The organism is Candidatus Flexifilum breve (assembly GCF_016713355.1).
Window position 1 is genome coordinate 116,911 of record NZ_JADJPI010000010.1, and the last position, 23,320, is coordinate 140,230.

General features: G+C 60.1%; 22 protein-coding genes, 1 tRNA gene and 1 pseudogene. 14 read left to right on the forward strand and 10 right to left on the reverse strand.

Going from position 1 to position 23,320, the window contains the following annotated elements; translation table 11 throughout:
* Positions 1-32 precede the first annotated feature (32 nt).
* The 3 genes from IPK17_RS10280 (at position 33) to IPK17_RS10290 (ending at position 3,020) form a co-directional block, all read left to right on the forward strand.
* Complete coding sequence (locus tag IPK17_RS10280; RefSeq protein ID WP_343417602.1) at positions 33-416, forward strand: hypothetical protein; 384 nt, start codon at positions 33-35, stop codon at positions 414-416.
* Positions 343-1,551 carry a tetratricopeptide repeat protein gene (locus IPK17_RS10285; protein ID WP_343417603.1) on the forward strand — a complete coding sequence of 403 codons (1,209 nt, stop codon included), beginning with the start codon at positions 343-345 and terminating at the stop codon, positions 1,549-1,551. The genes IPK17_RS10280 and IPK17_RS10285 overlap by 74 nt, the downstream gene beginning before the upstream one ends.
* A 134-nt stretch (positions 1,552-1,685) precedes the next feature.
* Complete coding sequence (locus IPK17_RS10290; protein ID WP_343417604.1) at positions 1,686-3,020, forward strand: aminotransferase class III-fold pyridoxal phosphate-dependent enzyme; 1,335 nt, start codon at positions 1,686-1,688, stop codon at positions 3,018-3,020.
* A gap of 80 nt (positions 3,021-3,100) precedes the next feature.
* Here IPK17_RS10290 and IPK17_RS10295 read toward each other — a convergent pair whose 3' ends face one another.
* The 4 genes from IPK17_RS10295 to IPK17_RS10310 form a co-directional block, all read right to left on the reverse strand.
* Positions 3,101-3,628 carry a helix-turn-helix domain-containing protein gene (locus IPK17_RS10295; protein WP_343417605.1) on the reverse strand — a complete coding sequence of 176 codons (528 nt, stop codon included), beginning with the start codon at positions 3,626-3,628 and terminating at the stop codon, positions 3,101-3,103.
* Positions 3,629-3,705: 77 nt separating this feature from the next.
* Positions 3,706-5,040: a vanadium-dependent haloperoxidase gene (locus IPK17_RS10300; RefSeq protein WP_343417606.1), complete on the reverse strand. Its 1,335-nt coding sequence runs from the start codon at positions 5,038-5,040 to the stop codon at positions 3,706-3,708.
* Positions 5,041-5,380: 340 nt separating this feature from the next.
* Positions 5,381-5,785 carry a hypothetical protein gene (locus tag IPK17_RS10305; RefSeq protein WP_343417607.1) on the reverse strand — a complete coding sequence of 135 codons (405 nt, stop codon included), beginning with the start codon at positions 5,783-5,785 and terminating at the stop codon, positions 5,381-5,383.
* Positions 5,758-6,291, reverse strand: coding sequence for a hypothetical protein (locus IPK17_RS10310; protein WP_343417608.1), 534 nt, complete (start codon positions 6,289-6,291; stop codon positions 5,758-5,760). Before IPK17_RS10310 ends, IPK17_RS10305 begins: the two co-directional genes overlap by 28 nt.
* A 191-nt stretch (positions 6,292-6,482) precedes the next feature.
* On the opposite strand from IPK17_RS10310, the gene IPK17_RS10315 reads away from it, so the two are divergent.
* Both IPK17_RS10315 and IPK17_RS10320 read left to right on the forward strand, forming a co-directional pair.
* Positions 6,483-6,623, forward strand: a complete 141-nt coding sequence (locus IPK17_RS10315) for a hypothetical protein (RefSeq protein WP_343417609.1) — start codon at positions 6,483-6,485, stop codon at positions 6,621-6,623.
* Between the two features lie 300 nt (positions 6,624-6,923).
* Positions 6,924-7,006 (forward strand) — tRNA-Leu (locus IPK17_RS10320).
* 175 nt (positions 7,007-7,181) lie between these two features.
* Here the strand turns inward: IPK17_RS10320 and IPK17_RS10325 are convergent.
* Together IPK17_RS10325 and IPK17_RS10330 are read right to left on the reverse strand one after the other, a co-directional pair.
* A pseudogene (locus IPK17_RS10325) lies at positions 7,182-7,406 on the reverse strand (GlsB/YeaQ/YmgE family stress response membrane protein); the annotation flags it as partial.
* A gap of 132 nt (positions 7,407-7,538) precedes the next feature.
* Positions 7,539-8,621, reverse strand: a complete 1,083-nt coding sequence (locus IPK17_RS10330; RefSeq protein ID WP_343417610.1) for a VLRF1 family aeRF1-type release factor — start codon at positions 8,619-8,621, stop codon at positions 7,539-7,541.
* A gap of 159 nt (positions 8,622-8,780) precedes the next feature.
* On the opposite strand from IPK17_RS10330, the gene IPK17_RS10335 reads away from it, so the two are divergent.
* From IPK17_RS10335 to IPK17_RS10345, 3 genes are all read left to right on the forward strand, one after another.
* Entirely contained in the window at positions 8,781-9,704 is a 924-nt protein-coding gene (locus tag IPK17_RS10335; RefSeq protein WP_343417611.1) for an ABC transporter ATP-binding protein, read from the forward strand.
* Positions 9,705-9,708: 4 nt separating this feature from the next.
* Positions 9,709-10,533, forward strand: coding sequence for an ABC transporter permease subunit (locus IPK17_RS10340; protein ID WP_343417612.1), 825 nt, complete (start codon positions 9,709-9,711; stop codon positions 10,531-10,533).
* 244 nt (positions 10,534-10,777) lie between these two features.
* Positions 10,778-11,887: a L,D-transpeptidase family protein gene (locus IPK17_RS10345; RefSeq protein WP_343417613.1), complete on the forward strand. Its 1,110-nt coding sequence runs from the start codon at positions 10,778-10,780 to the stop codon at positions 11,885-11,887.
* Positions 11,888-11,989: 102 nt separating this feature from the next.
* On the opposite strand, the gene IPK17_RS10350 is transcribed toward IPK17_RS10345, so the two are convergent.
* Complete coding sequence (locus tag IPK17_RS10350; RefSeq protein ID WP_343417614.1) at positions 11,990-12,424, reverse strand: phage tail protein; 435 nt, start codon at positions 12,422-12,424, stop codon at positions 11,990-11,992.
* 185 nt (positions 12,425-12,609) lie between these two features.
* On the opposite strand from IPK17_RS10350, the gene IPK17_RS10355 reads away from it, so the two are divergent.
* Positions 12,610-14,778, forward strand: coding sequence for a penicillin-binding transpeptidase domain-containing protein (locus tag IPK17_RS10355; protein ID WP_343417615.1), 2,169 nt, complete (start codon positions 12,610-12,612; stop codon positions 14,776-14,778).
* A 47-nt stretch (positions 14,779-14,825) separates the two neighbouring features.
* Here the strand turns inward: IPK17_RS10355 and IPK17_RS10360 are convergent, their stop codons facing one another.
* Positions 14,826-15,737, reverse strand: coding sequence for a WD40 repeat domain-containing protein (locus tag IPK17_RS10360; protein ID WP_343417616.1), 912 nt, complete (start codon positions 15,735-15,737; stop codon positions 14,826-14,828).
* A gap of 100 nt (positions 15,738-15,837) precedes the next feature.
* Between IPK17_RS10360 and IPK17_RS10365 the strand changes: the two genes are divergently transcribed.
* From IPK17_RS10365 to IPK17_RS10380, 4 genes are all read left to right on the forward strand, one after another.
* Entirely contained in the window at positions 15,838-16,209 is a 372-nt protein-coding gene (locus IPK17_RS10365) for a PPOX class F420-dependent oxidoreductase (RefSeq protein WP_343417617.1), read from the forward strand.
* A 46-nt stretch (positions 16,210-16,255) separates the two neighbouring features.
* Positions 16,256-16,720 (forward strand): glycosyltransferase family protein, encoded by a 465-nt coding sequence (locus IPK17_RS10370; protein WP_343417618.1) that lies wholly within the window; start codon positions 16,256-16,258, stop codon positions 16,718-16,720.
* Positions 16,672-18,807 carry an exopolysaccharide biosynthesis polyprenyl glycosylphosphotransferase gene (locus tag IPK17_RS10375; protein ID WP_343417619.1) on the forward strand — a complete coding sequence of 712 codons (2,136 nt, stop codon included), beginning with the start codon at positions 16,672-16,674 and terminating at the stop codon, positions 18,805-18,807. Before IPK17_RS10370 ends, IPK17_RS10375 begins: the two co-directional genes overlap by 49 nt.
* A gap of 270 nt (positions 18,808-19,077) precedes the next feature.
* Positions 19,078-20,346 (forward strand): cytochrome P450, encoded by a 1,269-nt coding sequence (locus IPK17_RS10380; protein ID WP_343417620.1) that lies wholly within the window; start codon positions 19,078-19,080, stop codon positions 20,344-20,346.
* A 171-nt stretch (positions 20,347-20,517) separates the two neighbouring features.
* Here the strand turns inward: IPK17_RS10380 and IPK17_RS10385 are convergent, their stop codons facing one another.
* A complete protein-coding gene (locus tag IPK17_RS10385; RefSeq protein WP_343417621.1) occupies positions 20,518-21,348 on the reverse strand; it encodes a DUF4230 domain-containing protein in 831 nt (276 codons plus the stop codon).
* Between the two features lie 146 nt (positions 21,349-21,494).
* On the opposite strand from IPK17_RS10385, the gene IPK17_RS10390 reads away from it, so the two are divergent.
* Entirely contained in the window at positions 21,495-21,896 is a 402-nt protein-coding gene (locus tag IPK17_RS10390) for a thiol-disulfide oxidoreductase DCC family protein (RefSeq protein WP_343417622.1), read from the forward strand.
* Positions 21,897-22,352: 456 nt separating this feature from the next.
* Here the strand turns inward: IPK17_RS10390 and IPK17_RS10395 are convergent, their stop codons facing one another.
* On the reverse strand, positions 22,353-23,228 hold the full coding sequence (locus IPK17_RS10395; protein WP_343417623.1) for a hypothetical protein: 876 nt from the start codon (positions 23,226-23,228) through the stop codon (positions 22,353-22,355).
* Between the last annotated feature and the right edge of the window lie 92 nt (positions 23,229-23,320).

Genomic DNA, 23,320 nt, shown 5'->3' on the forward strand with positions numbered 1-23,320 from the left:
GATTTCGTAGGGGCAGACCTAGGTGTCTGCCCGTGGTGGACGCGAGCCTGTATGCGCCCATCCACACCAATTCCGCACATTTACCGGATAAGCACGCTATGAATATGCGTTTGAATACGCCCAAGAAATATCGGGTGGGCAAGCGGCAAAAGCGCCATATGGTTTCCAGCTTGCGCTGGCTGTGGCTGTGGATTTTGACGCCGATCATCATCTTCGGCGGCTACCAGATTTACGAGCGGCGCGATGAGTTCGGGCCACCCGTGCAGGAATTCATCCGCGACCGCGTGAACGATGCGCAAAGCGGGCTGGCGACCGCCGCCGCGCCGACGCCGCTGCCCACCAGTGACCCGAGGTCAGCGCATCGCGCGCGCCGACGCGCTCTGGACGCAGGGCGCGGTCGAAACGGCGCTGGATGAATACGAACAGGCCAAAGCGGGAGCGCCTAATGATGCCCGTGTGTACTACCAGTACACCTATGGCCTGCTGATCGAAGGGCGCGCCGCCGAGGCCTTACCCGCCGCTGAAGAAACCGTCACCGCGAATCCATTCTCGTCGGATGCCTGGGCGATCCGCGCCTTCGCCCTCGCCCGCAATGATCGCTATCCGGAAGCGGTCGCCAGCGCGTTACAAGCGCTCTCGCTTGACCCGAACAATGCGACCGCGCTCGCCTACATGGCGCTCGCCTACAGCGATGCCGGGATGCCGTCAATGGCCGAGCAGACGCTCGACCGCGCGCTGGAAATCGACCCGGAGAATCCGGCGGTGTTCTACGTGCGCGGGCTGTGGAATCTGGCGGCGAACTTCGATCAAGCGGCTTACCAAGCGGATTTGCAAACCGCCTACGAGCTCGCGCCCAACCTGCCGCACATCGCCGTCGAACTGGCCTGGGCGAACTGGGGGCTGGGTGCGGCGGATGTCGGGCTGGAACAGCTCGAAGCCGTGGTCGAGCAGAACCCGAATAATCTCGACGCGCTCTACGCGCTCGGCTTCTTCTGGATGCAGACGTATGGCGACCCGAATAAAGCGCGCGACTATATTGAGCGCTGCGTCACCGCCGACCCGGCGAATGTATCGTGCCTCGACTATCTGGCGACGATTCAGCTCACCAGCCTCGAACTGGACGACGCGCTGCAAACCTATGATCGCCTGATGAACACCAACCCGACCGATCCGAAATACTACCTGCGCGCGGGGCGAACCTACGCCAACGCGGGCAACTGCAATGTCGCCTCGCCGTGGTTGCAAGAGGGCTACGAGATGGAGCAGGCGCTCGAAGAACCGAACACCGACCGCCTCGCCGCCCTCGAAGACATCCTGATCACAGGCGGCGGCCCGACCAACCGAGCGTACAGCACATCAGAAGACGCCGCCGCCAGCCGAGTTCGTGAGCGAGTTATCCGGGTTTCAGTTCACAGTGAAAGACCGTCGATAAGGGTTGTCGTGGGAAACAGCGGACGCCGTTTGCGAGGGCGCAATCTTGCTCGAGGACCCCCGGCATGCCTCGTCCAACGAGAAGTGAGTGGCAGGGCGCAGGGCGCCCATGTTCCATGATTTGACGGGCAGAGTACAAAGACACTCTTTCACTGTCTACTGTGAACTGTAAACTGTGAACCTCTTTTTCTTTCTTTCCCTTTTCGATTACAATCCCCGCCAGCATAAAAGCCTTTCTTTCTTTAGGAGTCACCATGTCTACGGCTGAAATGGTTCAGCAGAACAAGGATTTCACGCTCGTCAGTTGGTCGGCGCAGGGCGCGTGGAACCCGACCATCATCGAGCGCGGCGAAGGCGTCTACGTGTATGACGCGGACGGCAAACGCTATCTCGACTGGGCGTCGCAGTTGGTCAACGTCAACATCGGTCACAGTCACCCGAAAGTCGTGCGCGCCATTCAGGAACAGGCGGCCAAGCTGTGCTACGTGAATCCCTCGTTTGGCACGCCAGAACGTGGTCGACTCGGTGAACTGCTGGCGGAAGTCACCCCCGGCACCCTGACCAAGACGCTGTTCGCCAATGGCGGCACGGATGCCATCGAAAATGCGATGAAAGCGGCACGGTTGTATACCGGTCGCGAGAAGATCCTCACCCGCTATAACTCCTATCACGGCGGAACGTTCGCGGCGGCCAGCGCGGGTGGCGATCCGCGCCGTTTGGCGAATGAGCCCGGCGTCCCGTGGATTGTGCGCACGCCCGATCCATATTCGTACCGCAACCCGGTCTACCGGGGGCGCACGCAGGAAGAAGGCGATGCGATCATCATCGAGCTGATCGACGACATCATCATTCGCGAAGGCCCGGAAAACTGCGCCGCAATCCTCGTGGAAGGCTACAGCGGCACGAGCGGCGTCATTCAGCCGAGCGCGGTCTATTTCAACGGGTTGCGCGCGCTGTGCGACAAATACGGCATTCTGCTGATTGTGGACGAAGTCATGAGCGGTTTCGGGCGCACGGGCGAATGGTTCGGCATCGACCACTACCCGAATGCGCAGCCCGACATCATGGTCATGGCGAAGGGGATCACGTCCGGTTACGTGCCGCTCGGCGCGACCATCGTCAGCGAGAAGATCGCCGCGCATTTCGACAATAACACCCTGTGGGCGGGCTTGACCTACAGCGCGCACACGCTGGCGATGGCGGCGGGTATCGCCACGATTGAGGTTTACCGCGAAGAAAACCTGATCGAACGGGCGCGTGACATGGGCAAGGTGCTGCGCAAGGGCTTGAACGACCTCGCGGAAAAGCACCCGGTCATCGGGGAAATTCGCGGCGCGGGGCTGCATCAGGTGCTGGAACTGGTCAAGAACCGGGACACGCGCGAACCGCTCAGCGACTACAACAAGCCGCTCACCGAGCCGATGCAGAAGGTCGCCAAGTCACTCAAGGAATCCGGTATGAACGTGTTCACGCGCTGGAACATGATCTTCAATACGCCGCCGCTCACCGTGAGCGAAGCGCAGTTGCAAGATGGTCTGGCAGGCCTCGATCAGGCGCTCACGCTGATCGATGGGTATTACGAGGGGTAAAGTCAGTTCACAGTTGACAGTTCACAATTGACAGCTAAAAACTGTTTTGACTGTGAACTGTCAACTGATCACTGTGAACTTTATTCTTTCCGCGCAATGAAATCTTCGACGGCGATCCGCGCAATGCGGTACGTGCTGCCGATGCGCGCCGCGCCGAGCTTGCCCTCATTGATTAGCCGCAGCACCTCATCAGGACTCACCCGCAGATAGAGCGCCACCTCTTCCACCGTCATAATCTTCGGCACTTCGCCTACGCTCGGCGGGGTATCAAACGAGAAGCGCTGCGACGGCGGCGCGGTCAGCGGCGCTTCTTTGGGCAGCGTGAAGATGTTGTACGCCGCCAGCAGCACGGCCAACGCCAGCGCGCCGTATTCGATCATGGTCACGTTCTGCACATCCGGTGAACTGACCAGATCGTCAAAGGTCGTATTTTCGTCGATCACCGCCGAAACCAGCGTGAAACCCGCGCACACCGCGATGATGAAGGGAGCCATGAGAATCATCCCAATGACGCGCACTTTGGGCGCGGGGAGATTGCGTTCAAACAAGCGCGTATTGCCTTTAAACAGAAGGATCAAACCGATGATGAAGGCAGCGCCACTGCACATGCGACTCTCTTTCTATTCCAGCAAAAACCCCGCTGATTATAGCGGGGGTTTCGGCGAACGGTAGTGAGAGCGGGAAATTACTCGCCCTGCGTGATCTGATTCATGATGATGCGATCCAGCAGGTGATTGGTGACGCACTCGCCCATATCAACGCCATTTTCGATAGCTGTCCGGTAGTGAATGCCGCCGTACAGGCGCGAGATCGCCGCTTCCGTGGCCGCCGCGTCAAACGAGGTGTACGAGCGCGGTGCCATCCCAAACTGGACCTTCGCGGTATCGGTGAACGCCACCTGACCGAACAGTGTGGTCAGCATTTCCGCCGCCGCGCCCGAGACCACCGAGTGCCCGGACGGGTATTCGGGGAACATCGGCGTCGCGATGTACGGACGCCAGCGCGGGCTGATGTATTCCTGAATATAGGTTTCGGGGCGCAGCAGCAGCACGCGGTACTTGAGCCCCCAGCACGAGGTGAACGCGTCGGCCATCGCCATATTGGTCATGCCGTACATCTGCGCCGCCACATCGAGTGTGAGATCCAGGTGATCGACCATTTGGTTCTCGATCAACAGCCAGTGCCCTGCCGGCGTACCCGTTTCACCCAGATTATCGAGCCAATACTCCGCAATATCACGCTGTTCGCGGTCGAGGTCGTCGCCCGTGTTCATCACTTCCAGTGACTGCTGATAGAAGGTCGATTCGGGGTCTTCGCTGAACGGCATGTCGAGCGGGACATCGCACACGTCGGTGTAATCGAGCGCAAAGGTGCGGATTTCACCCCAGAACGGTTCCACAGGCGGCAGATCCGGGTTGGTCGCGATCCACAAATCTGGCGATCCGGTCGGGATTTCATATTCGAGATCGCGCGTTTCGCGGTAATTGTCGGTATCGGCCCACGCGAGAATACCCTTGCCCAGTTCCTGACCATACTGGATCGAGCGATTGAGCACGTCTGCGTCGATTTCGGTTTCTGACTTGGCGATCTGTTCCGCATAGAACGCATTGAAGGCGTCGTGCGTTTCGCTGCCCGCTTCGAACATCAAGCCGTTGAGCGTCGTGTTGAGCGCCGCATTGGCGACCGTCGTCCAATCGTAAGTCCCATCATCCGGGTATGGCAAATCGTTCAGGCCGTTGAGCTGCCCGACCAACGAGCGGTTGGTCGGGATACCCCACACAACCGCTTCGTACAGGGTCACGCCCGCGTAGCCATACAGGCGCGCCGCGGACGGCGGGTTATAGCTTTCCGCCATGATCCGTTGATACAGTAAGTCCATCCATTCGACGGCGAACGTCGGATCGAGTTCAGCGGTCGGAATCGAGTCTTCAAGCTGCGCCTGCGCCGCCTTCGACGGCATCAACGACATGAGCACCGCGAGGATCAACGCCAGCAGCACCACTCGTGCAAAGCGGATCATAAAGGTCTTCCCCTTCAACCATGAATGCATCTCTTTATAGCGCAGGTCTCATTGGCTCTGCTCTATCGCCATTATACGCGTTCCTGACGCTTACAGGGCGAAAATCCGCCGTTTGTCGGAGAGGATCACCAGATTGTTGAGGAATAGGAACAATCACAGTGGGCCTATTCTGTACGGCGGACAGAATAGGCCTCGTCTGCTGATGCCGACTGATGATTAGCCGAGGAGACTGGCGTAGCCCGCGCCCACGCCGACCACTGCGTAGACGAACCGCGCCGTTCACGTCGACCACGCCTGCATAAACTACCCGGCCGTTGAAATCGGCGCTTAGGTGTCCACGTCATAACCGACGCTGGCTGTGGTGGCCAAAACGCCAACCCCTGTTCCACATCTGTGATCTGGTTGAAAGAGGCCGTCCAACTTGGATACACCGTGGACAGCGCCAGAGCCGCCTCCGAGTTGTGGGCACAGCCGCGCCAGCCAGCAAGCCGCACATCCCGGTCGATGCGCTCGACAACTGCACACTGAGATACGCCGTGATCGCAAGTTGGCGGGTTAGTAGAACAGTCACCACGATGACCGCGCCTACACCGCCTGTCAGCAGACCCCAATAGGTCACCGCTGATGCCTGTCGCATTGAGAGCTGCGCTTCGATTTCGTCCGGCACATAACCGATCCCGCTGGACGGCCTCGTCGCTTCCCCGCACAGCGGTTCGATCACCGCGCCAAGCTGATCGGTTGGCACACGACCAGCGCTTGTAAGCCTCCGCCGAGGGTCCGCTGATTGGCACGGTGACATTGACGGTGACATCGCCAAGTGTCGTGCCGCTGGGCGCATCGCTGGCAGCGCCTACAAGTAGTAACTGTTGGTCGCAGCGTCATAGGCGTAACTGTAGCAGTCCCACGGATACAGGCGCAGTAGTAGCACTGCCCGGCATAGGCGAGGTAGTAATCGACCGTCTGCGTCGTATAGTCGACCGCCGCTGCATAACTCGCCAGCAGATAATCCGCCGTTGCCGTCATCGTGTCGTAGTAGACCTGCGCGGTGGTCTCGACCGCCGTGTAATAGTCTGCCCAGAATTGATCATAGGCTTGCTGTGCCTGCTGGGTGGCAGCATCCGCAGCGGCTTGCGCCTGTTCGGTCGCGTCCCCCAGCGCTCCAGCGACCGCATCCTGCGCCTGTCCCTGCGTTTCGGCTAAACCGCTCAAATCCGCAAATGCACCGGGTGCTTCCGGCAGACCTTCCGGCAAGCTCTCCGGCGACCAGCCTGATCTTCCAATGTCGGTAGCCCTTCCGGCAGTTCGCCACCTTCCGCGCGTGCCCCCCGAGCCAAAACGGGCATCCAATCGCCCGTTTCACCGCTCATGAACGGCAGTTCCAGCGCCACATCGCCGGCCGCGCTCGCTCAAATTGAGACCGGGCAGGTCTGACGCTCGCCACCTTGCGCACCGCCCTGACCGCGCTGACCGCCCAATTGACCACCACCAACCTGACCGCCGCCCGCTTGACCGCCGGAGCGACCGCCAGCGCCTGTGTTGAGCGCAGCACCGCTCATGCCCGGGCTGCCCGCCGTCCCGCCTGACCCGCTCGGCGCAGGGCGACTACCGCCGCTGCGCTGCGCGGCTACACTGCCTGGTGAAAAGAGCCACGATTACGAAGACCAAGGTACGTCTAGTGAAGCATCTGCGCCACCTTTCTACAGTGAATATAACGTTGCCCTATGAGTATCATTTCATAATGTAACGATTCTTACACAAGTTTTATCGGGGTGTAAAATATCTGTCGCCACCATCCGCCAGCTTCACCGGATTGACGATCAGAGGGAATCTTGATAGACTTTCTGTATCGTGCTGTTCAACTATGATCCTAGTAGGACAGTTACGGGGCTGTGGTGAAATGGCAAACACTGATGACTTAAAATGATCCGCTCGTGAGAGCTTGTGGGTTCGACTCCCACCAGCCCTACTACGAAAAAGACGCTAACCAAGCGTCTTTTTTGTTGCCGCGACGCTGAATCAAAAAGCGCCCATGAATAAGGGCGCTTCTTGCGTACGGTGACCTGATACTTACGCGGTGACCGTCCACGCAGCATGCGGCCGATGGCGATCAGGACGATCGCGCCGATCGTCGCGACGACAATGCTCAGCAGCACGCCGCCCAAGCCAGCACGATTGCTCACGTCGATGAACAACCCGATCACGAACCCACCGACGACCGAACCGATCAGCCCCAAAATGATATCATTGATGAGCGGCTCATCTCGCCCGCCCATGATCGAATGCGCCAGCGCGCCAGCAATCGCCCCGACGAGCAACCAACCGAGACAGACGAACGGAAACGCAAGAATATTGCCGATGACGTCCATGCTTTATCCTCTCCAAGCGAATACATCGTAGCCCATGTCTAGCATCATCATAACAATTTTAATTTCAATGTCAATTAAGGTTCATTGTAATTATTATGGGGCGATCATGACTGATCGCCCCATTGGTTGCGGCTACAGCGCGTAATACAGCCGGGCGGCGATCCCGCCTTCCCGCTTGAGCAGATCGGCAGCCGCGCCGTGCACCAGTTCGACGCTGCCGCCCGATGCGAACGCCCGCAGCGGCAGGTCCGGGCGCACGCCTTCGTCGTCGGCCTCCGACCACGGCAGGATCAGCAGTTCGACCCGCTGCATAGTGAGCGCCTCCTGCACCTGCTGCATGCCAAGTGCTCCACGCCCGCCCGCCTTCGCGAAATCAATCACCTCCTGCACGATGCGCATTTCCTCTTGGCGCTCGTGTTCGATGGCTTTGGGCTGCACCATGTCGAGGATTTCCTGCTGCCCCAGGCGTAAGGGAATTGGCAGCGTGGCAATCGCGGTGTCTTGCAGCTTAGGCGGCAGCAGATTCTTGACGGCGTGCGCCGATTGTTCGCTGCCACCGAGGAAAAAGCGACGAATCTGGCGTTGATTGACGTAGGTCTCGATGCCCGTCGCAACCTGACGGTACATGCGCGTCCGGTGTTCGTCCAGCATGGCCTCGTGATCATCACGCCCGCTGCCGCCATGCACCGCGTTCCCGCCGCCCACCGGATTCGGACTGGCGGTGTATGTCCGCTCGGCGAAATCGTAACCTTCAAGATCCACTTCCATCCCTTCGCGGAAGCCGACGCTCCCTAACTGCGCGAGGAAGAAACGCGCCTTTTCCTGATCGACCAGCACGATCAGGTAGGGTTCGTACTCGTCCAACACCCACAGGAGCGGCGCGATCTGCGCGTTACCGAACGTCGCCTGATTTTCGACCGCGAACGGCAGTTCGATGGTTTGCAGCGATCCGTTCCACGCGAACAACGCCAGCCCCTTGCTCGAAGGGCGGTACTGCTCAAAGAACGCTTCGACGCGCGCGCGAATGTCAGCCCACCCGTCCGTCTGGCTTTTCGCGGCAGTCTCAAGTTCGAACAGCTTGTTCTTCGCGTAGATGCGCCACGCCGGAGTAGTCGCCTGATTTTCCGGTGTTGTGTTGTCGACGTTCAGGTACAGGGTGAGCGTATGCTCGTCCGCCTCAGCCACCATCGCCTTGATTCCAGCCAGATCGATCATACGGTTTCTCCTTTAGTACATTAAGATTGTAATTGTATAGCAGAGTCGGATGAACGCCGCATGAGTAGGAAAAAAGCTCACTCTTGACCTATTCTTGACCGTACAAATCCCGCCTCCGGTGCTATGATTCGGAACGTGTATTCAAGGGGGAACGCATTGATGAATACCGTCATCGAAACCAATAACCTCACCCGACGCTTCGGCGACAAAACCGCTGTCGATCATCTCACTGTGAATGTGTATGCAGGCGAAGTGTTCGGAGTGCTGGGTCACAACGGCGCAGGCAAAACGACGACTGTCCGCTTGCTGAATGGCGTACTGAATGCCTCGGAAGGCTCGGCGCGCGTGCTCGGGTATGACCCGGTTCAGCAGGGGCGCGACTTGCGCAAACGCACGGGCGTACTGACCGAAACGCCCTCGCTCTACGAAGGCTTGAACGCCCACCACAACCTGCGCGTGTTCGCGGATCTGTACGGCATCCCGCGCGATCAGGTCGATGCGCGGGTTGCGCGCATGCTCGAATACTTCAATCTGGCAGATCGTGCCAAGGAGAAAGTGGGCGGGTACAGCAAGGGTATGAAGCAGCGCCTCGCGCTCGCCCGCGCCTTCCTGCATCAACCGGACATCCTGTTTCTGGATGAGCCGACCGCTGGCCTTGATCCGGTCGCCGCGAAAGACGTGAACGATCTGATCGTGCAGGTCAGCCGCGTGGAGGGCAAAACCGTGCTGCTGGCGACGCACAATCTGCATGACGCGCAGCGCCTGTGCGACCGCGTGGCCGTGCTGGAACAGGGGCGCGTCGTGGCACTCGGCACGCCGCGCGAACTCGCGCATCAGACGCACACCAACATCAAGGTGGAGGTAGAAGTCGCCGACGGGCAAGCAGAACGCGCCCACGCGCTGCTTGATGGCGTGGTCGGAGAGATCAGCGGCGACAAGCTGGTGCTCAAGAATGTTGCCTACACGGGCATTCCCGAGGTCGTCGCGAAGCTGGTGGCCGCCCAGATCGCCGTGTACAGCGTTGTGCCGCTTGAGCCGTCACTCGAAGATGTCTACTTTACGCTGCAGAAACGAGGGGAGTAACCTCATGAATTGGCGGGCTATCCGGGCGGTCGTCGGCAAAGACCTGCGCCTCGTCCGGCAAAACAAGAATGTCCTGGCCTCACTGATGCTCATGCCGGCACTGTTTTTCGTTATCATGCCGGGGATCATGGTGTATCTCGCATCATCCGCACCGGGAGCTATGGGCGACATCGACAGCGATTTCGGCCTGTTCTTCGCCAACATGCCCGCCGGGCTGCGCGCGGAACTGGCCAACTACAACGGCATCGTCGAACAGTTCACCCTGCTGATCGCGGGTTACCTGTTTGGGCCGCTGTTCCTCATGGTGCCGATCATGATTTCGACGACCTTTGGCGCGGACAGCATCGCCGGGGAACACGAGCGCAAGACGCTGGAAGGCCTGCTCTATTCGCCGATCAGCGACTTTGAGCTCTACATCGCCAAGCTGCTTGTGGCGTGGATTCCGGCGGTCGTTGCTACCCTGCTCGGTGGCCTGCTGAACGCAATCGTGGTCAATGTCGCGTCGTGGGGGCTTATGGAACGGATCTGGTTCCCGAACAGCGCGTGGCTATGGATGGTTTTGTGGCTGTCCCCGGCCGTCGCCGCGCTCGGCCTCGCGGCGATCATCTTTGTGTCGCGCCGCGCCAAGACCGTGCAGGAAGCGATTCAGGTCAGCGGCTTCGTAGTCGTGCCGATCATCCTGCTGCTGGTCGCGCAAATGGCGGGTGTGGTCTACTTCAGCACGGAGATGATTCTGATCATCGGCTTGATCGTGTGGGTGGTCGCGGCGATCCTGCTGTGGATCGGCGCCAAGACCTTCCAGCGCGGCGAATTGATCGCGCGGTTGTAAACGGACATTCATCTGTCAGATCGTAGCTCTGGATAGGTGCAATTTCTCGTAGGGGCAAGGCATGCCTTGCCCCTACACGGCAAAAATACCATTTTCGGACAATCCCTGAAACATGCCTACATACCCAACGCTTCCTCTCGCTCGGGACAATCAGCGTAGGGCAATCATCCGCCCAACGGCGGACGCAGATCCGCTTGGCTGGGCGTATAATAGAACTTGTCATCTTGAGACGAGTTGCAGCACCATGAGCATGTATACCGTGCGGACTCCACGTCCGCCGCAGCCCAAACCGAAACCGCAGCGCCGCGTCACCGCGCCGCCACCACCGCGCCGACCACCCCGCCGTAAACCGCAGCGTCCAGTCAACTGGTTCGCCGTCGCCATTGTCGGCGCGGTGGCGTTCCTGCTTGGTACGCTGGGATTCATCGCCGTCATCGGCGTGATTTATGCGTCAGATGGCAATCTGGTCGCGTTCATCGCGCCGCCTACGCCGACCCCCACGCCGATCCCGCGCTGGATGCCGACCTATACGCTCCCCATCAATCTGTACGATCCGATTGCCGATCAGACGATCACATGGGATGTACCGGGTGATGCGTGGGGCGAGTGGATCGCCATGAACCTGACTGAAGCGCCGAACTTCCCCGTGCCGCTCGACTCAGCAGCGGTGCGCGCCTATTTGAACACCCGGCAAACCGAACTCGGCGCTGCCCGGCGCATCGATCTCGATGCAGCCGTGGCGGCGGTCGTCAATGCCGCGGCGGGCAGTGCGGCGACCATCCGCGTCTATCACAACGACACGCAGCACACGGTTCAGCCCGGCGAATCGATCATCAGCATCGCGTGGGATTACGGCATCCCGTACCCCTATGTGCAGGCGGCCAATCCCGGCGTCGACAGCCTGAGCATCGGCCAATCGATCACCATTCCGTCGCAGGATGCGCTGCTGCCGCTCCCCGTCGTCGCGGGCAAACGCATCGTCGTGAGCATCCCTGAACAGCGCGTGCGCGTGTACGAGAACGGCGCGCTCAAATGGGATTGGTCAGCGAGCACGGGCATCAACTCCAGCCCGACGTGGGCGGGCGTCTATCAGATTCTGTCACACGAGCCGAACGCTTACGCCAGCAACTGGGACTTGTGGATGCCGGACTTTCTCGGCGTTTACCATCCGATCCCGAATGCAGATTTCGTCAACGGCTTTCACGGCTTCCCCACGCGCGGTGGCAGTCAACTGTTGTGGACGAACAGTCTGGGCACGCGCGTGACGTATGGCTGCATCCTGTTGAGCAACGACAATATCGCGCAGTTGTATGCATGGGCGGAAGAAGGCGTAGTGGTCGAAATTCAGGGGTAAATACAACACAGTCGACAGTTCACAGCTAATCACTGGAACTGTCGACTGACTATGGCAATCAATCGTTAACGTCCACCACTTGAGGCGTGGTCAAGCGCCGGGCTAACTCGTCGCCAGTTGGCCACCCGCCCACGTTTCCTGAATATCGTCAAAGTGGATGGTCACCACTTCTTCGACCAGTTCGCCTGACGCGCTGTTGAAATCGGAATAGCTGATCTCGCTGATCCACGCGCCCGTCACCGTCCAGCGCCGCGACTCCACGCCATCATCAAGCGCCACGATCACGAGCGTGCGCGTGGGACGGACAATGTCCTGCTTCCCGGCGAGCGTCTCTTGCAGCCAACGGTTGAAAGGGAGCGCCGGGTCGCGCTGCACCATCTTCGCCAGCTTGAACGGTTCGCGCACCACTTTCGACACGCCGGGTCGGACTTCCAGCTTGAACGGGATGAACCCACTCACCCGGAACACCCCCGGCACGACATCCTCGTTCAGGTAGACTTGAAATTCATTTGCGCTCAGGCTGTCAATTTGCGCCATGCTCATTCGCTCCCTGTCCTAACGACTAAAATCTCGCTTGCAGTATAACGCGGCGCATGAATCACGGGCAAACGCCCTGACCGCCGACCGTCCGGTTTCTCACTTTCCGTGCTAGGCGGGAAAATCTGAATCAGGACTATAATAAGCCCTGGGCTTATATCAAGTGTGATGGATCGGGCAGTAGTATGCGCTGGCGTCTCTGGTTCTTGGTGATGATCGTCCTGGCAGCGGCGGCGTGTGGGCCGCAGCGACCGCAAGCGGCGCAGGTGCTGCCGACACTGGCGCTGCTCCCGTCCAATTATCGACTGGAAGATGCCGAACGCATTGCCCGGGAGTTCTTGCAGCAGTGGCAAAACGGCGACTTCGCCGCCATGCATCGCCTGCTCAGCCTCGCCGCACAGGACGCTTACCCTCTCACAAATTTCGAAACGTTCTACCAGAACACCAACGATGCGCTGTCGTTCCAAAGTGTGAGCACCAGCGACGGCACGGGCATTTTCCGCGAACAAGACTCGGTCGCTATCTACAACTACAACGCCACGTTTGCGACGCGCCTGCTCGGCAGCTTCACCGATGCCAACCGCAACCTGATGCTGGTCGTGGACGAAACGGCGAACGAATGGCGCATCGCGTGGACGCCTGACACCATCTTCGACGGCATGACGAACGGCGCGTATGTGCGCGCCGAACTCAACGTGCCCAACCGTGCCAACATCTACGACAGCGCTGGCAACGTGCTGGCCGATCAAAACGGCGCGATGGTGCGCATCAACGTCATCCGCGACAGCATCCCCGACTATCCCAACTGCCTCGCCACCATCGCGACTGCGCTCAATCAGGAAGTCACCGATGTGCAGGCGCGGCTGGAAGCACGGCCTTCGTTCTGGGTGGTCGAAATGGGCATCATCGAACCCGCGACCTATACGCGCGACCGGGCGCAGCTCGAAGCGCTGTGCGCGGCACAGTTCGAAAACGTCCCGGCGCGGCGCTATCCCAACGGCACGCTCGCGCCGCACATTCTCGGCTATGTCGGCTTCCCGACGGAAGCTGAAATCCCCGATCTGGAAGCGGCGGGCTTCAATCAGGCGTCGATTGTCGGACGCGCCGGCATCGAGCTGACGTGGGACGAGACGCTGCGCGGTCAGCCCGGCGGGCGCTTGGTGCTCGTCACCTCCGAAGGCCAGGTGATCCGCGAGCTGACACGCGTCGCGGTGCAGCCCGCGCAAAGCCTGTGGCTGACGCTCGACAGTGAGCTGCAGGCCACCGTTGAGCGGATCCTCGTGGAAACGTACCGCCAAGCCCGCGGCGGCTGGGCCGAAAACTCGCTGGGCGCGTCGGTCGTCGTCATGGATGCGAACACGGGCGCGATTCGCGCAATGGTCAGCTACCCATTCTTCGATAACAACGCCTACAACACTTTCCCAACGATGGGACGCGAGGCTGCGTCCCGGCTGATCGAACGCTACCAGTCCGATCCCGCGCATCCCGAAGTCAACCGCCCGGTGCAGGGTGTCTACCCGCTCGGCTCGGTCATGAAGACCGTCTCCGCCGCCGCCGTCGCGGACAGCGGCGTCTACGCGCTGGACGAACGGTATACGTGCGTCGGCATCTGGAATCGCGACATCACTCGCTATGACTGGAATGATGGTCACGGCACGCTCACGCTGCCGCAGTCGCTCACGCACTCCTGCAATCCGTACTACTACGAAGTCGGCTACCAGCTCGATCAGGTCGACCCGTGGATTTTGCCGACCTATGCGACGCGGCTCGGCTTTGGCGGCAGCTCCGGTCTCTCAGATTTGATCGAAGAGACGGGCTTTATCCCCGACCCGGACTGGATGCGCACGGTGCGCGGCGAAACGTGGACGTTCTCCGAATCGGTCAACATGGCGATTGGTCAGGGTTTTATGGGCGTGACGCCGCTGCAAGTCGCGCGCTGGTTCGCCGCGATTGCCAACGATGGCGATCTACCGCGGCCCTATCTCGTCGAGAGCACCGGCCTGCTCGGCGATTCGATCACCCCGGCGATGATCACCGAATTGACGCCCACCGGGCTGCGTCCCGAGGTCTTGGCGATGATCCGGCAGGGCTTGTGCGATGTAACACGCGAAGGCGGCACAGCAGATTTCGTGTTCCGAAATTCGCCGCTGCAAAGCATCGGCGTGTGTGGCAAGACGGGCACGGCGCAAGCGGGCGGTCCGAGCACCCCGTCGCATGCGTGGTTCGCCAGTTACGCGCCACGCGACAACCCGGAAATCATCGTCGTAGCGATGGTCGAAACCGCGGGTCAGGGGTCGGAAATCGCCGCCCCCATCGCCCGTCAAGTCCTCGAAGCCTATTTTGATATGGATTAGCGGAAATCCCCCTCTCCCACGGGAGAGGGGTTAGGGGTGAGGCCAGTTTACGGCACGCTCCACGCGCGGACGGTGTTGTCGCCTGAACCGCTCGCGATCAACGTGCCAGAGGGGTTGAACGTCACCGTGAGGACGGGCTTGTCATGCCCGGCCAGTTCGACCAGCAGTTTGCCCGTCGCCAGTTCCCACACCTTGACCAACCCATCGCGCCCGCCCGTCGCCAGCAGCGACGCATCCGGGCTGAACGCGACCGCGTCGGTGCCGTCGATGTGCGCGTTGATCAAGCCGACGTTCTTGCCCGTCTCCAGCTCGTAGAAGCTGACGATCCCGTCCTTGCAGGCCGACGCTAACAGCTTGCCATCCGGGCTGACGGCGAGATCCCGCACCCAGTCGGGCTGATCCAGCACGTAGCGCAGCGTACAGTGATCGGTCTCCCACACGCGGATCGTCATGTCGCGCGCGCCCGAGGCCGCGACTTTGCCGTTCAAGCCGAAGACGACGCTCGTGATCTCATCGGTATGACCCGGCATTGGCGTCGATTTCACGCTTTCGCGCATGTCGAACAAGCGCACTTCGCGGTCGCCACCGCCGGACACAATCATGCGCCCATTGGGGCTGAAAGCAACTGAGTTCACGCTGTCGCCGTGTCCGCGCAGGATGAACAGCGGACGGTCGAGATGTGTCATCCACAGGCGGACAGTCATATCCGCGCCCGCCGTCACCATCGCGGTTCCGTCCGGGCTGAAGGCAAAGCCCTTAATCGGCGTCTCCGACGTAATCTGGCGATCCGGCTCGCCGCCAAAACCGCCATTCCACAGCCACACGCCGCTGCCGTGGCTGACCCCGAGCGCCGTTCCGCGCCCTGACCAAGCGACCTGCGTGATGAAGCCACACTGCACAGCGATCAACTGTGAGAGTTGAGAAGCATTGTCAGCAGAGATTGTTGAATAAAGACTCATCAGGTTTTCTCCAGCTTTGTCTAAGGCCACATATAGTACAAAAAGGATAGGCTAAAGCCAAATTGTGGTCACAGAGGCATCAATGTTGAAAGAGAGGACAATGCCCTTCAAATCGCTGAGTGGACAAGCCTTCATGTGCCTGACGACGTTCCGCAAGTCGGGCGAACCTGTACCGACGCCGGTCTGGTTCGCGGGCGATACCAAGAAGGTCTACGTAATGACTCAGGCCAACGCGGGCAAAGTCAAACGGATACGGAACAACGCGCAGGTCGAGGTTGCCCCGTGTACAAGCCGCGGTGATCTGCTGGGCGCAGCGGTCGAAGCGATGGCACGGATTCTCCCCCCGGATCAAGTCAGTGAGGCCAAGGCGGCGCTCACTCAGAAGTATGGCTGGCAGAAGCGCATGTTTGACCTGATGAACCGCATGCGGGGCAAGGACATGCTCTACATCGAAGTCACGCCGATGGAGTAAAGCCGCCAGCGTGAGGGCGTCTGTAAATCTGCTATAATGTCCGCCCATGCACATCGGACTCAACGCTCATCTACTCTCCGGTTCGGCGGGTTACCGCTCGGCTGGAATTCACGGATATATTCACGGACTGCTGCGCCACCTCCCCCGCGATGACTGGCGCTTTACGGCGTTCGTCGGCGCGGCCAACCATATGCAGATCGACGGCGTGGAGCTGCGCCGTTCGCGTCTCGACACCGAGTCGCCGCTGCGCCGCATCGTCTGGGAACAGGCGCTTCAGCCGTGGCAGCTCGGCGCCTTCGACCTCTATCATGCGCTGGCGTTCGTCGCGCCGCTCCCGCTCAGCACGCCGATGATCGTCACCGTCTACGATCTCAGCTTCATCCACTACCCGGAACGCCTGCCCGCCGCGCGCCGCCTGTATTTGCGCCTGTTCACGGGCTTGACCTGCCGCCGCGCCGCCGTGTGCAGGTCATCAGCCAATCGACCGGGCGGGATGTGGAGCGTTCGTTAGGCATTCCCGCGTCCAAGATTGACCTCGCGCAGCCCGGTTACGACCCCGCGCGCTTCTATCCGCTGCCCGCTGACGAGATTGCCGCCTTCAAACGCGCGAAGAATCTGCCGGAGCGCTTCTGGTTGTTCATCGGCACGCTGGAGCCGCGCAAAAACCTCACCGTGCTGCTCGATGCCTATGCCGCGCTGCCTGTCAGCCAGCGCCTGCCGCTGATCCTCGGCGGCGGCAAAGGCTGGGATTATGATCCGATCTTCGCCGCTGTCGAACGTCATCATCTCGGCTCATGGGTGCAGTTTCCGGGTTTCATCCCTGCCGATGAACTGCGCTTCTGGTACAATTCGGCGGAAGCGTTTATCTATCCGTCGGTGTTTGAGGGCTTCGGGCTGCCCGTCCTCGAAGCGCAGGCGTGCGGCACTCCCGTGATCGTGTCCGACGCCTCATCGCTGCCCGAAGTTGCCGGAGACGCCGGATTGACGCTCGCCCGCAGGCGGTCAGCGCGTGGACCGAAGCGCTGCGCCGCGCGGTGGACGATACTCAATGGCGGAACGCTGCGCGCGAACGCGGACTCGTTCAGGCTGCGCGTTTCCAGTGGCAGGCGACCGCCGACAAAACAATTGAAAGCTATCGGAAAGCCCTACATGGCGACTAAAGACGTGCGCCCTACAACGTCATGGCTCGAAAAACCGTGGCTCATGCCCACGGTCGATGCGCTGCTGGCCTTCGCCGCCTTCGGCATCGCCTATTTCGTCCGCTACGAACTCCAGTTGATCGCGCCCGTGTTGGAATTCAACCGCGCACCCTTCGAACCCTACCTCCCCTACACCATCGTCTACATCATCTGGCTGTACCTCAACTACCGGGGCAGCGGCCTGTACAAGAATATTCGCGGGCGCTCGTGGCTCGACGAAAGCTACACCATCCTCAACGGCGTGACCAATGCGACCGTCGTGCTGCTGGCGATCAGCTTCGCGTTCCAGCCGCTGGTCTTCAGCCGTTTGATGATTCTCTACGTCGCGGCCATCACGATTGTGCTGTTGTCCCTCGCCCGCGTCGTGCGCCGTACCATACAGGCGCGTCTGCGGGCGCGCGGAATCGGCGTGCAGCGCGTGCTGGTAGTCGGCGGCGGCGAAATTGGCCGCTCGGTGCTGCGCACGATGGTTGCGCGGCGGGCGCAGGGCTTCCTGCCGATTGGGTACCTCGGCGAAAATGAAGAGGATGGCAGCGTCGATCTCGGTCGCCTCAAGGGATTGGGCAGCATGGATAATCTCGCCAGTGTGCTGCGCGAGCACCATGTCGACCATGTAGTGATCACGCTGGCATGGACGCACCACGACCAGATTCTCAAGATGATCCGCATCTGCCAGCAGCGCGGCGTCGAAGTGAGCGTGGTGCCGGAAGTCTTTCAACTTAACCTCAAGCAGGTGCAGGTCGAAAACCTGGACGGCATCCCCCTGCTGCGCGTCAACGGGCATGTGCCGCTCAAAGGCAGCAACCGCCTGATCAAGCGCGCCATGGACCTCATCCTCATCGGGGCGATGTCACCGCTGCTGCTGCTCATGTTCGGGCTGGTCGCGCTCGCGATCCGGTTGGAGGACAACGGTAAAGTCTTCTACAAGCAGCGCCGCGTCGGCGAAAACGGGCGTGAATTCGACATGATCAAATTCCGCAGCATGATCCCCGATGCGGACAAGCTGCGCGCCGACCTGATCAAGACGCACGAGCTCGACCCGCGCCACCCGAAAATCAAAGATGATCCGCGCGTAACCAAAGTTGGACGCGTGATCCGCAAGCTGAGCATCGACGAGCTCCCCAACCTGATTAACGTGTTCACCGGGCAGATGAGCCTCGTCGGCCCACGCCCGCCCACCCCCGATGAAGTCTCGCTGTATGAGGCGTGGCACTTACAGCGCTTGCAGGTCAAGCCGGGCATGACTGGGCTGTGGCAGATCAGCGGGCGCAGCGAGGTTCCCTTCGACGAAATGTGCCTGATGGATATCTACTACATCGAGAACTGGTCGGTCGGGCTGGACGCGCAAATCCTCTTCATGACGATCCCGCGCGTGCTGCTCCGCTCCGGAGCATACTAGAAACAAGCTATCAGTTCACAGGTTTCAGTTTACAGCGCTCTCTCATATATCTGGCAAATGCTCACATACCGGTCTGTAGGGGCGCACGGCGGTGCGCCTAAATTGGGCAGACACGTAGGTCTGCCCCTACATCACGATGGTTGAGGCTCCTTCTTTAAACTGTGAACTGACAACTGTTGCACTTGGATGCTCTTTTCTCAACACTCATGCTTCCATCTTCATGTTACAGTAGTTCAAGATGACTGTAACACAAGAAGTTTGAGGCTGTGTATGGATGCCTTTTTTCCGCCCGGCCCGCAGAAGCACTTCATTGCAGGCGATGCGCCCCTCTTTGCGAACAACCCGTTTCGCGCCCTGACCGAGTCCCCCTTGCAGTATGGCGAACTCGTGCATTTCCGCTTCGGCCCGACTCACGCGTATCTGGTCAACAACCCGCGTGAGGCGCACTATGTACTGGTCGAAGCGCCCGAACGCTTCACCGACCGCCCGAATTACCTCAAGACGTTGAACAGCGCCATGGGGCACGATCTGTTTCCACCCAAAGACAAACTCGGCGGACGCGACCGCATCAAAGCCGCCTATGATCCCCGCTGGCTGTACGACTTCGCGGATCAGATCACGAGTGCCGTCAACCTGCTCGGCTGGTGTCCCGACGATGTGGTCTCGCTGCCCACCCATCTCAAAACCATGACCGCCCGCATGACTGCGCAGCTCTTGTTTGAACGCGACGCCGCGCCCGCCGGGCTGCGTGAAGGTGTGCCCTTCAGCCAACCGCTCGCTGACCGCCGCTTCGAGTCGCCGCTCATCCCGGCGTGGCTGCCCGTCGGCACACGGCGGGGCTGTGGGCGCGCGCATTCTGGGCTAAAAGAGGCGATTGCCGACCTAGTCGCGGATCGGCGCTGCGGTCTCTTCGAACGTCTGCATTACGTCAACCCGGCGCAGGCCGTCGACGAAATGCTGCTTCTGTTCCATGCGGGGACGGAGCTTGTCGCCAACACGCTGGCGTGGGCGCTGCATCTGCTCGCCTGCAACCCCGATGCGGAAGCGGAACTCTTACAGGAAGTTCGGTCGACCTTGGGTGGACGCTTACCGAATGCCGCTGACCTCGACAACCTGCCCTATGCCGAAATGGTCATCCGCGAAACACTGCGCCTGTACCCGCCCGTGTGGGTGATCACGCGGCAGGCGACGCGCGAGGCGCAGGTCGGCAAGTACTTCGTGCCGTCCGGCAGCGCGATCTTCGTCAGCCCGTACGCGCTGCACCATAACCCGAAGCAGTTCATCAACCCGGAAGCTTTTATGCCGGAACGTTTTTCGGCGGGCTATGAAAAGCGGCTCAACCGCTACAGCTACATGCCGTTCGGGGCGGGCGTGCGCGCGGCGCTGGAAGAATCGTTTGTCACGACGGTGAGCACGCTGCTGCTGGCGGGGATTGTCGGGCGCTGGCGGTTGAACTCCCTGACGCCGCCGCTGCTGGACATCGAAGGCGGCATGACGCTGACGCCAACCTCGTTCACCATGCGCGTCGGCGTGCGCTGATCGTTCAACGTGAACAGTTCACAGTTAATGGTCTGGCAAGTGTCTGGAATAAGGGGTAACTGCTTGTAGGAGCGCAACTATCGGTGCGCCTGAAAATGGGCAGACCTGTGTGTCTGCCCATTTTCAGGTAACTGCTTCAAACCCTGTCTTGACTGTGAACTGTAAACCTGTCTATTTCGTCCAGTGGTTATTCTGCGTATCAAAGCGCCAACCAATGGGGATCTCCGGCAAGCACGACGGCGGATAAACCGTCTCGCCCGTCGGCGGCGCGAACACAATCTCCACGCTGCGCCCGGTCAGCGAGCGCACGAAGTTGGCCAGCACGAAGCGCGTTTCTGTCTCCGCGCGGGTGAGGATACCGCCTTCAAGCGCATCATCACGGAAGTCGGATAATGCCTGATACTGCGCGAGCTGGCGCACCCCATCCCAATCCGGATTGCACGTCGAAACCGACTCGTCATACTGGTCGATCATCTCGACGCGGCAGCTCGTCAACTGCGGCGCGGGGATGGTGATGACGTAAACGTCACGCGCCGCGTCGTAGCGCACATCGTCTTCGCCGATTTGCATCAGGTCAATACCGGCTTCAACCGCCCCCTGCACGGCGTGATTCGCCGAGTAACCGCACACGTTCAGCACACCCTGCCCCACGCCGACGAACACCCCGGCTTTCGCCAACTGCACGCTCACGCTGACCAACTGCCCGAGGGGTTGAATTCCCTGCACGATGGTCTGCGACGAGACAATCGACGCTTCCGGCGGCGCGCTGAACTGCTGCACGCCCACTAAACCGCCGATACTCCCGATCACATTGGTGAGCGTCGACCCCGTGAAGAAGATAAGCGCCCCGAGAATCACGACGATGAACAGCAGGCAGCCCATCCCGCCAAAAATATACGGCGCGCAACCGCGCTTTTGCCGCCGAGGATGAGTCTCGTAAACGGTGTCAGTGTGGGGCAGCGGCGACAGGTCTTCGGCTTGGACTTCCGGTTGATCGCTCACAGGCGTTTTCCTCTCGTGTTTCTCTGCTCATTATATACGCCGCCTGCGCTGCCGGGTTGCGTGAATCTGAGACCGGGATGATAAAACCCGCCATATCGCAATAAGAAGTGTAATATACAGACCTGAGAATGATGGAGTGGTGACAGATGGTCACAGCGATTTATGATGGCAACTGCGTGCTCTGCCGGCAATCCAAGCGGATCATCAACGCGTTGGACTGGCTGCAGCGCGTGGAATTTCTCGATTTGCAGAAGTGGGAGACGGTGCACCAGCGTTATCCCGATCTCGACTGGAACGCAGCGTTTGGGCAGATGCACACCATGACCAGCGACGGGCAAATGCTCGGTGGTTTTAAGGGCGTGCGCCGCCTGCTGCGTGAACTCCCGCTCGGCTTTCCGCTCTGGCTGCTGCTGCACGTCCCCGGCGTGGATTGGCTCGGGGATCAGGTCTACAAGGTACTCGCCCGCAACCGCTACCGCATCAACAAACTGGTGGGCGCGGAAGTGTGCGAAAACGGCGCATGTCAGCTGCACAACCCGGCAAGTTAGTAGGAAACAAGCTTAATCCAAGCGGGAGACGTGATGAATCGCGTCCCTACGAAGACGTATTCGGCTTGGCAAACGCTGCTGGCGCCCCTCCCTGAATTCGGGGAGGAGCCGGTGCTCTCAGGGGTAGGTTTTTAATTGTAGGGACGAGGCATGCCTCGTCCTCCTGTGCTCACACAACCACCCTATCCGTTAAAACACCTCTTTTGCTTTCACAGACAACCGATCTATTGCCTAATCCAGAGGAAAAACCGGACGAGGCATGCCTCGTCCCTACAGGTTCTCAGCGAAGAAAACCGTATTCGATGGGGAAGCATAAAAAACCTACCCCTGTTAGGGGGCCGGGGTGGGGTCGTAACTAGGCGGACGCGATAAATCGCGTCCCTACGAAAACAAAATCTGTCTGGCGAGTGTTGTTGCCCCTCTCCGCTCGGAGAGGGGTTGGGGTGAGGCTTTGGGTTATTCCCCGTAGCCGAGTTCGCTCTTGATGACCGAGGTGATGTTCTTATCCAGCTCGTCGAGGTTGTCGAGGCTGTAGGTGATGATGCGGCGGTGGCTGATGTCGAATGGGATATCCGCCACCGACTGCGAAATCAGGATGACTGGACGACCGAGCGTGTGCGCGATCCCCAGTTCGTACATCACGTTGGCATTGCGACCCGTGCAGTCGGCGATGCAGATGTCCGAATGATAAATGGCTGACCACACCTCGTCGATGATCGACTGCGACGACAGAAACGCGTCACCGCGCTTGATCGTGATGCCGAGGCGATTAGCAACCGGGACGAGATGCTCGTCGTAAACCACCTTCATCGATGGGTCGAACGGCATGATGACGAACGCTTCCGCCCATTTGTCGTCGGCGGGCGCGAGCGGCTCACCAAAAATCGGGTACGAGGCGACGAATTCGCCGCCCGCCGTCACAAATTCAGTCAGGCTGATGCGAAAGATCGTTTGCAGCGCCGCGAGAATCGGCGGCACGCTGATCATCATGGTTTCGACCGAACGGTCGTTTTCGCCATACTCGACGTTGAGCAGTTCGCTGCGCTGGAGTGTGGTGATCGTGCCTTCCAGCATGATCTTGAACTGGCCGTTTGCCCCAAAGCGGCTGACCATGCGCGCGGCTTTCACCTGATCTTCACCGCTGTTCAGGCGACCCGTGCCGCCCTGCCGCCGCTGTTCCTCGTAAAAATCATGCCCGAAGATGATTTTGTAGAGATCCCAAAAGCTGAGCGGCCCATACTGGCGCACCGCCCAGAGAACGATCAGTAAGCCCTTGCGGGTTGCGAAGATATTTCGTTTGCTGGCTTCTAACGGCAAAATCTGTCGTGGCATGACTCGCTTGTCCTCGTGTTGAATTACAACCATGTTACACGAGAATCGGCTGACCTGCATCCGTCTTAGGTTGTAGCGTCGGGGAAACGCCG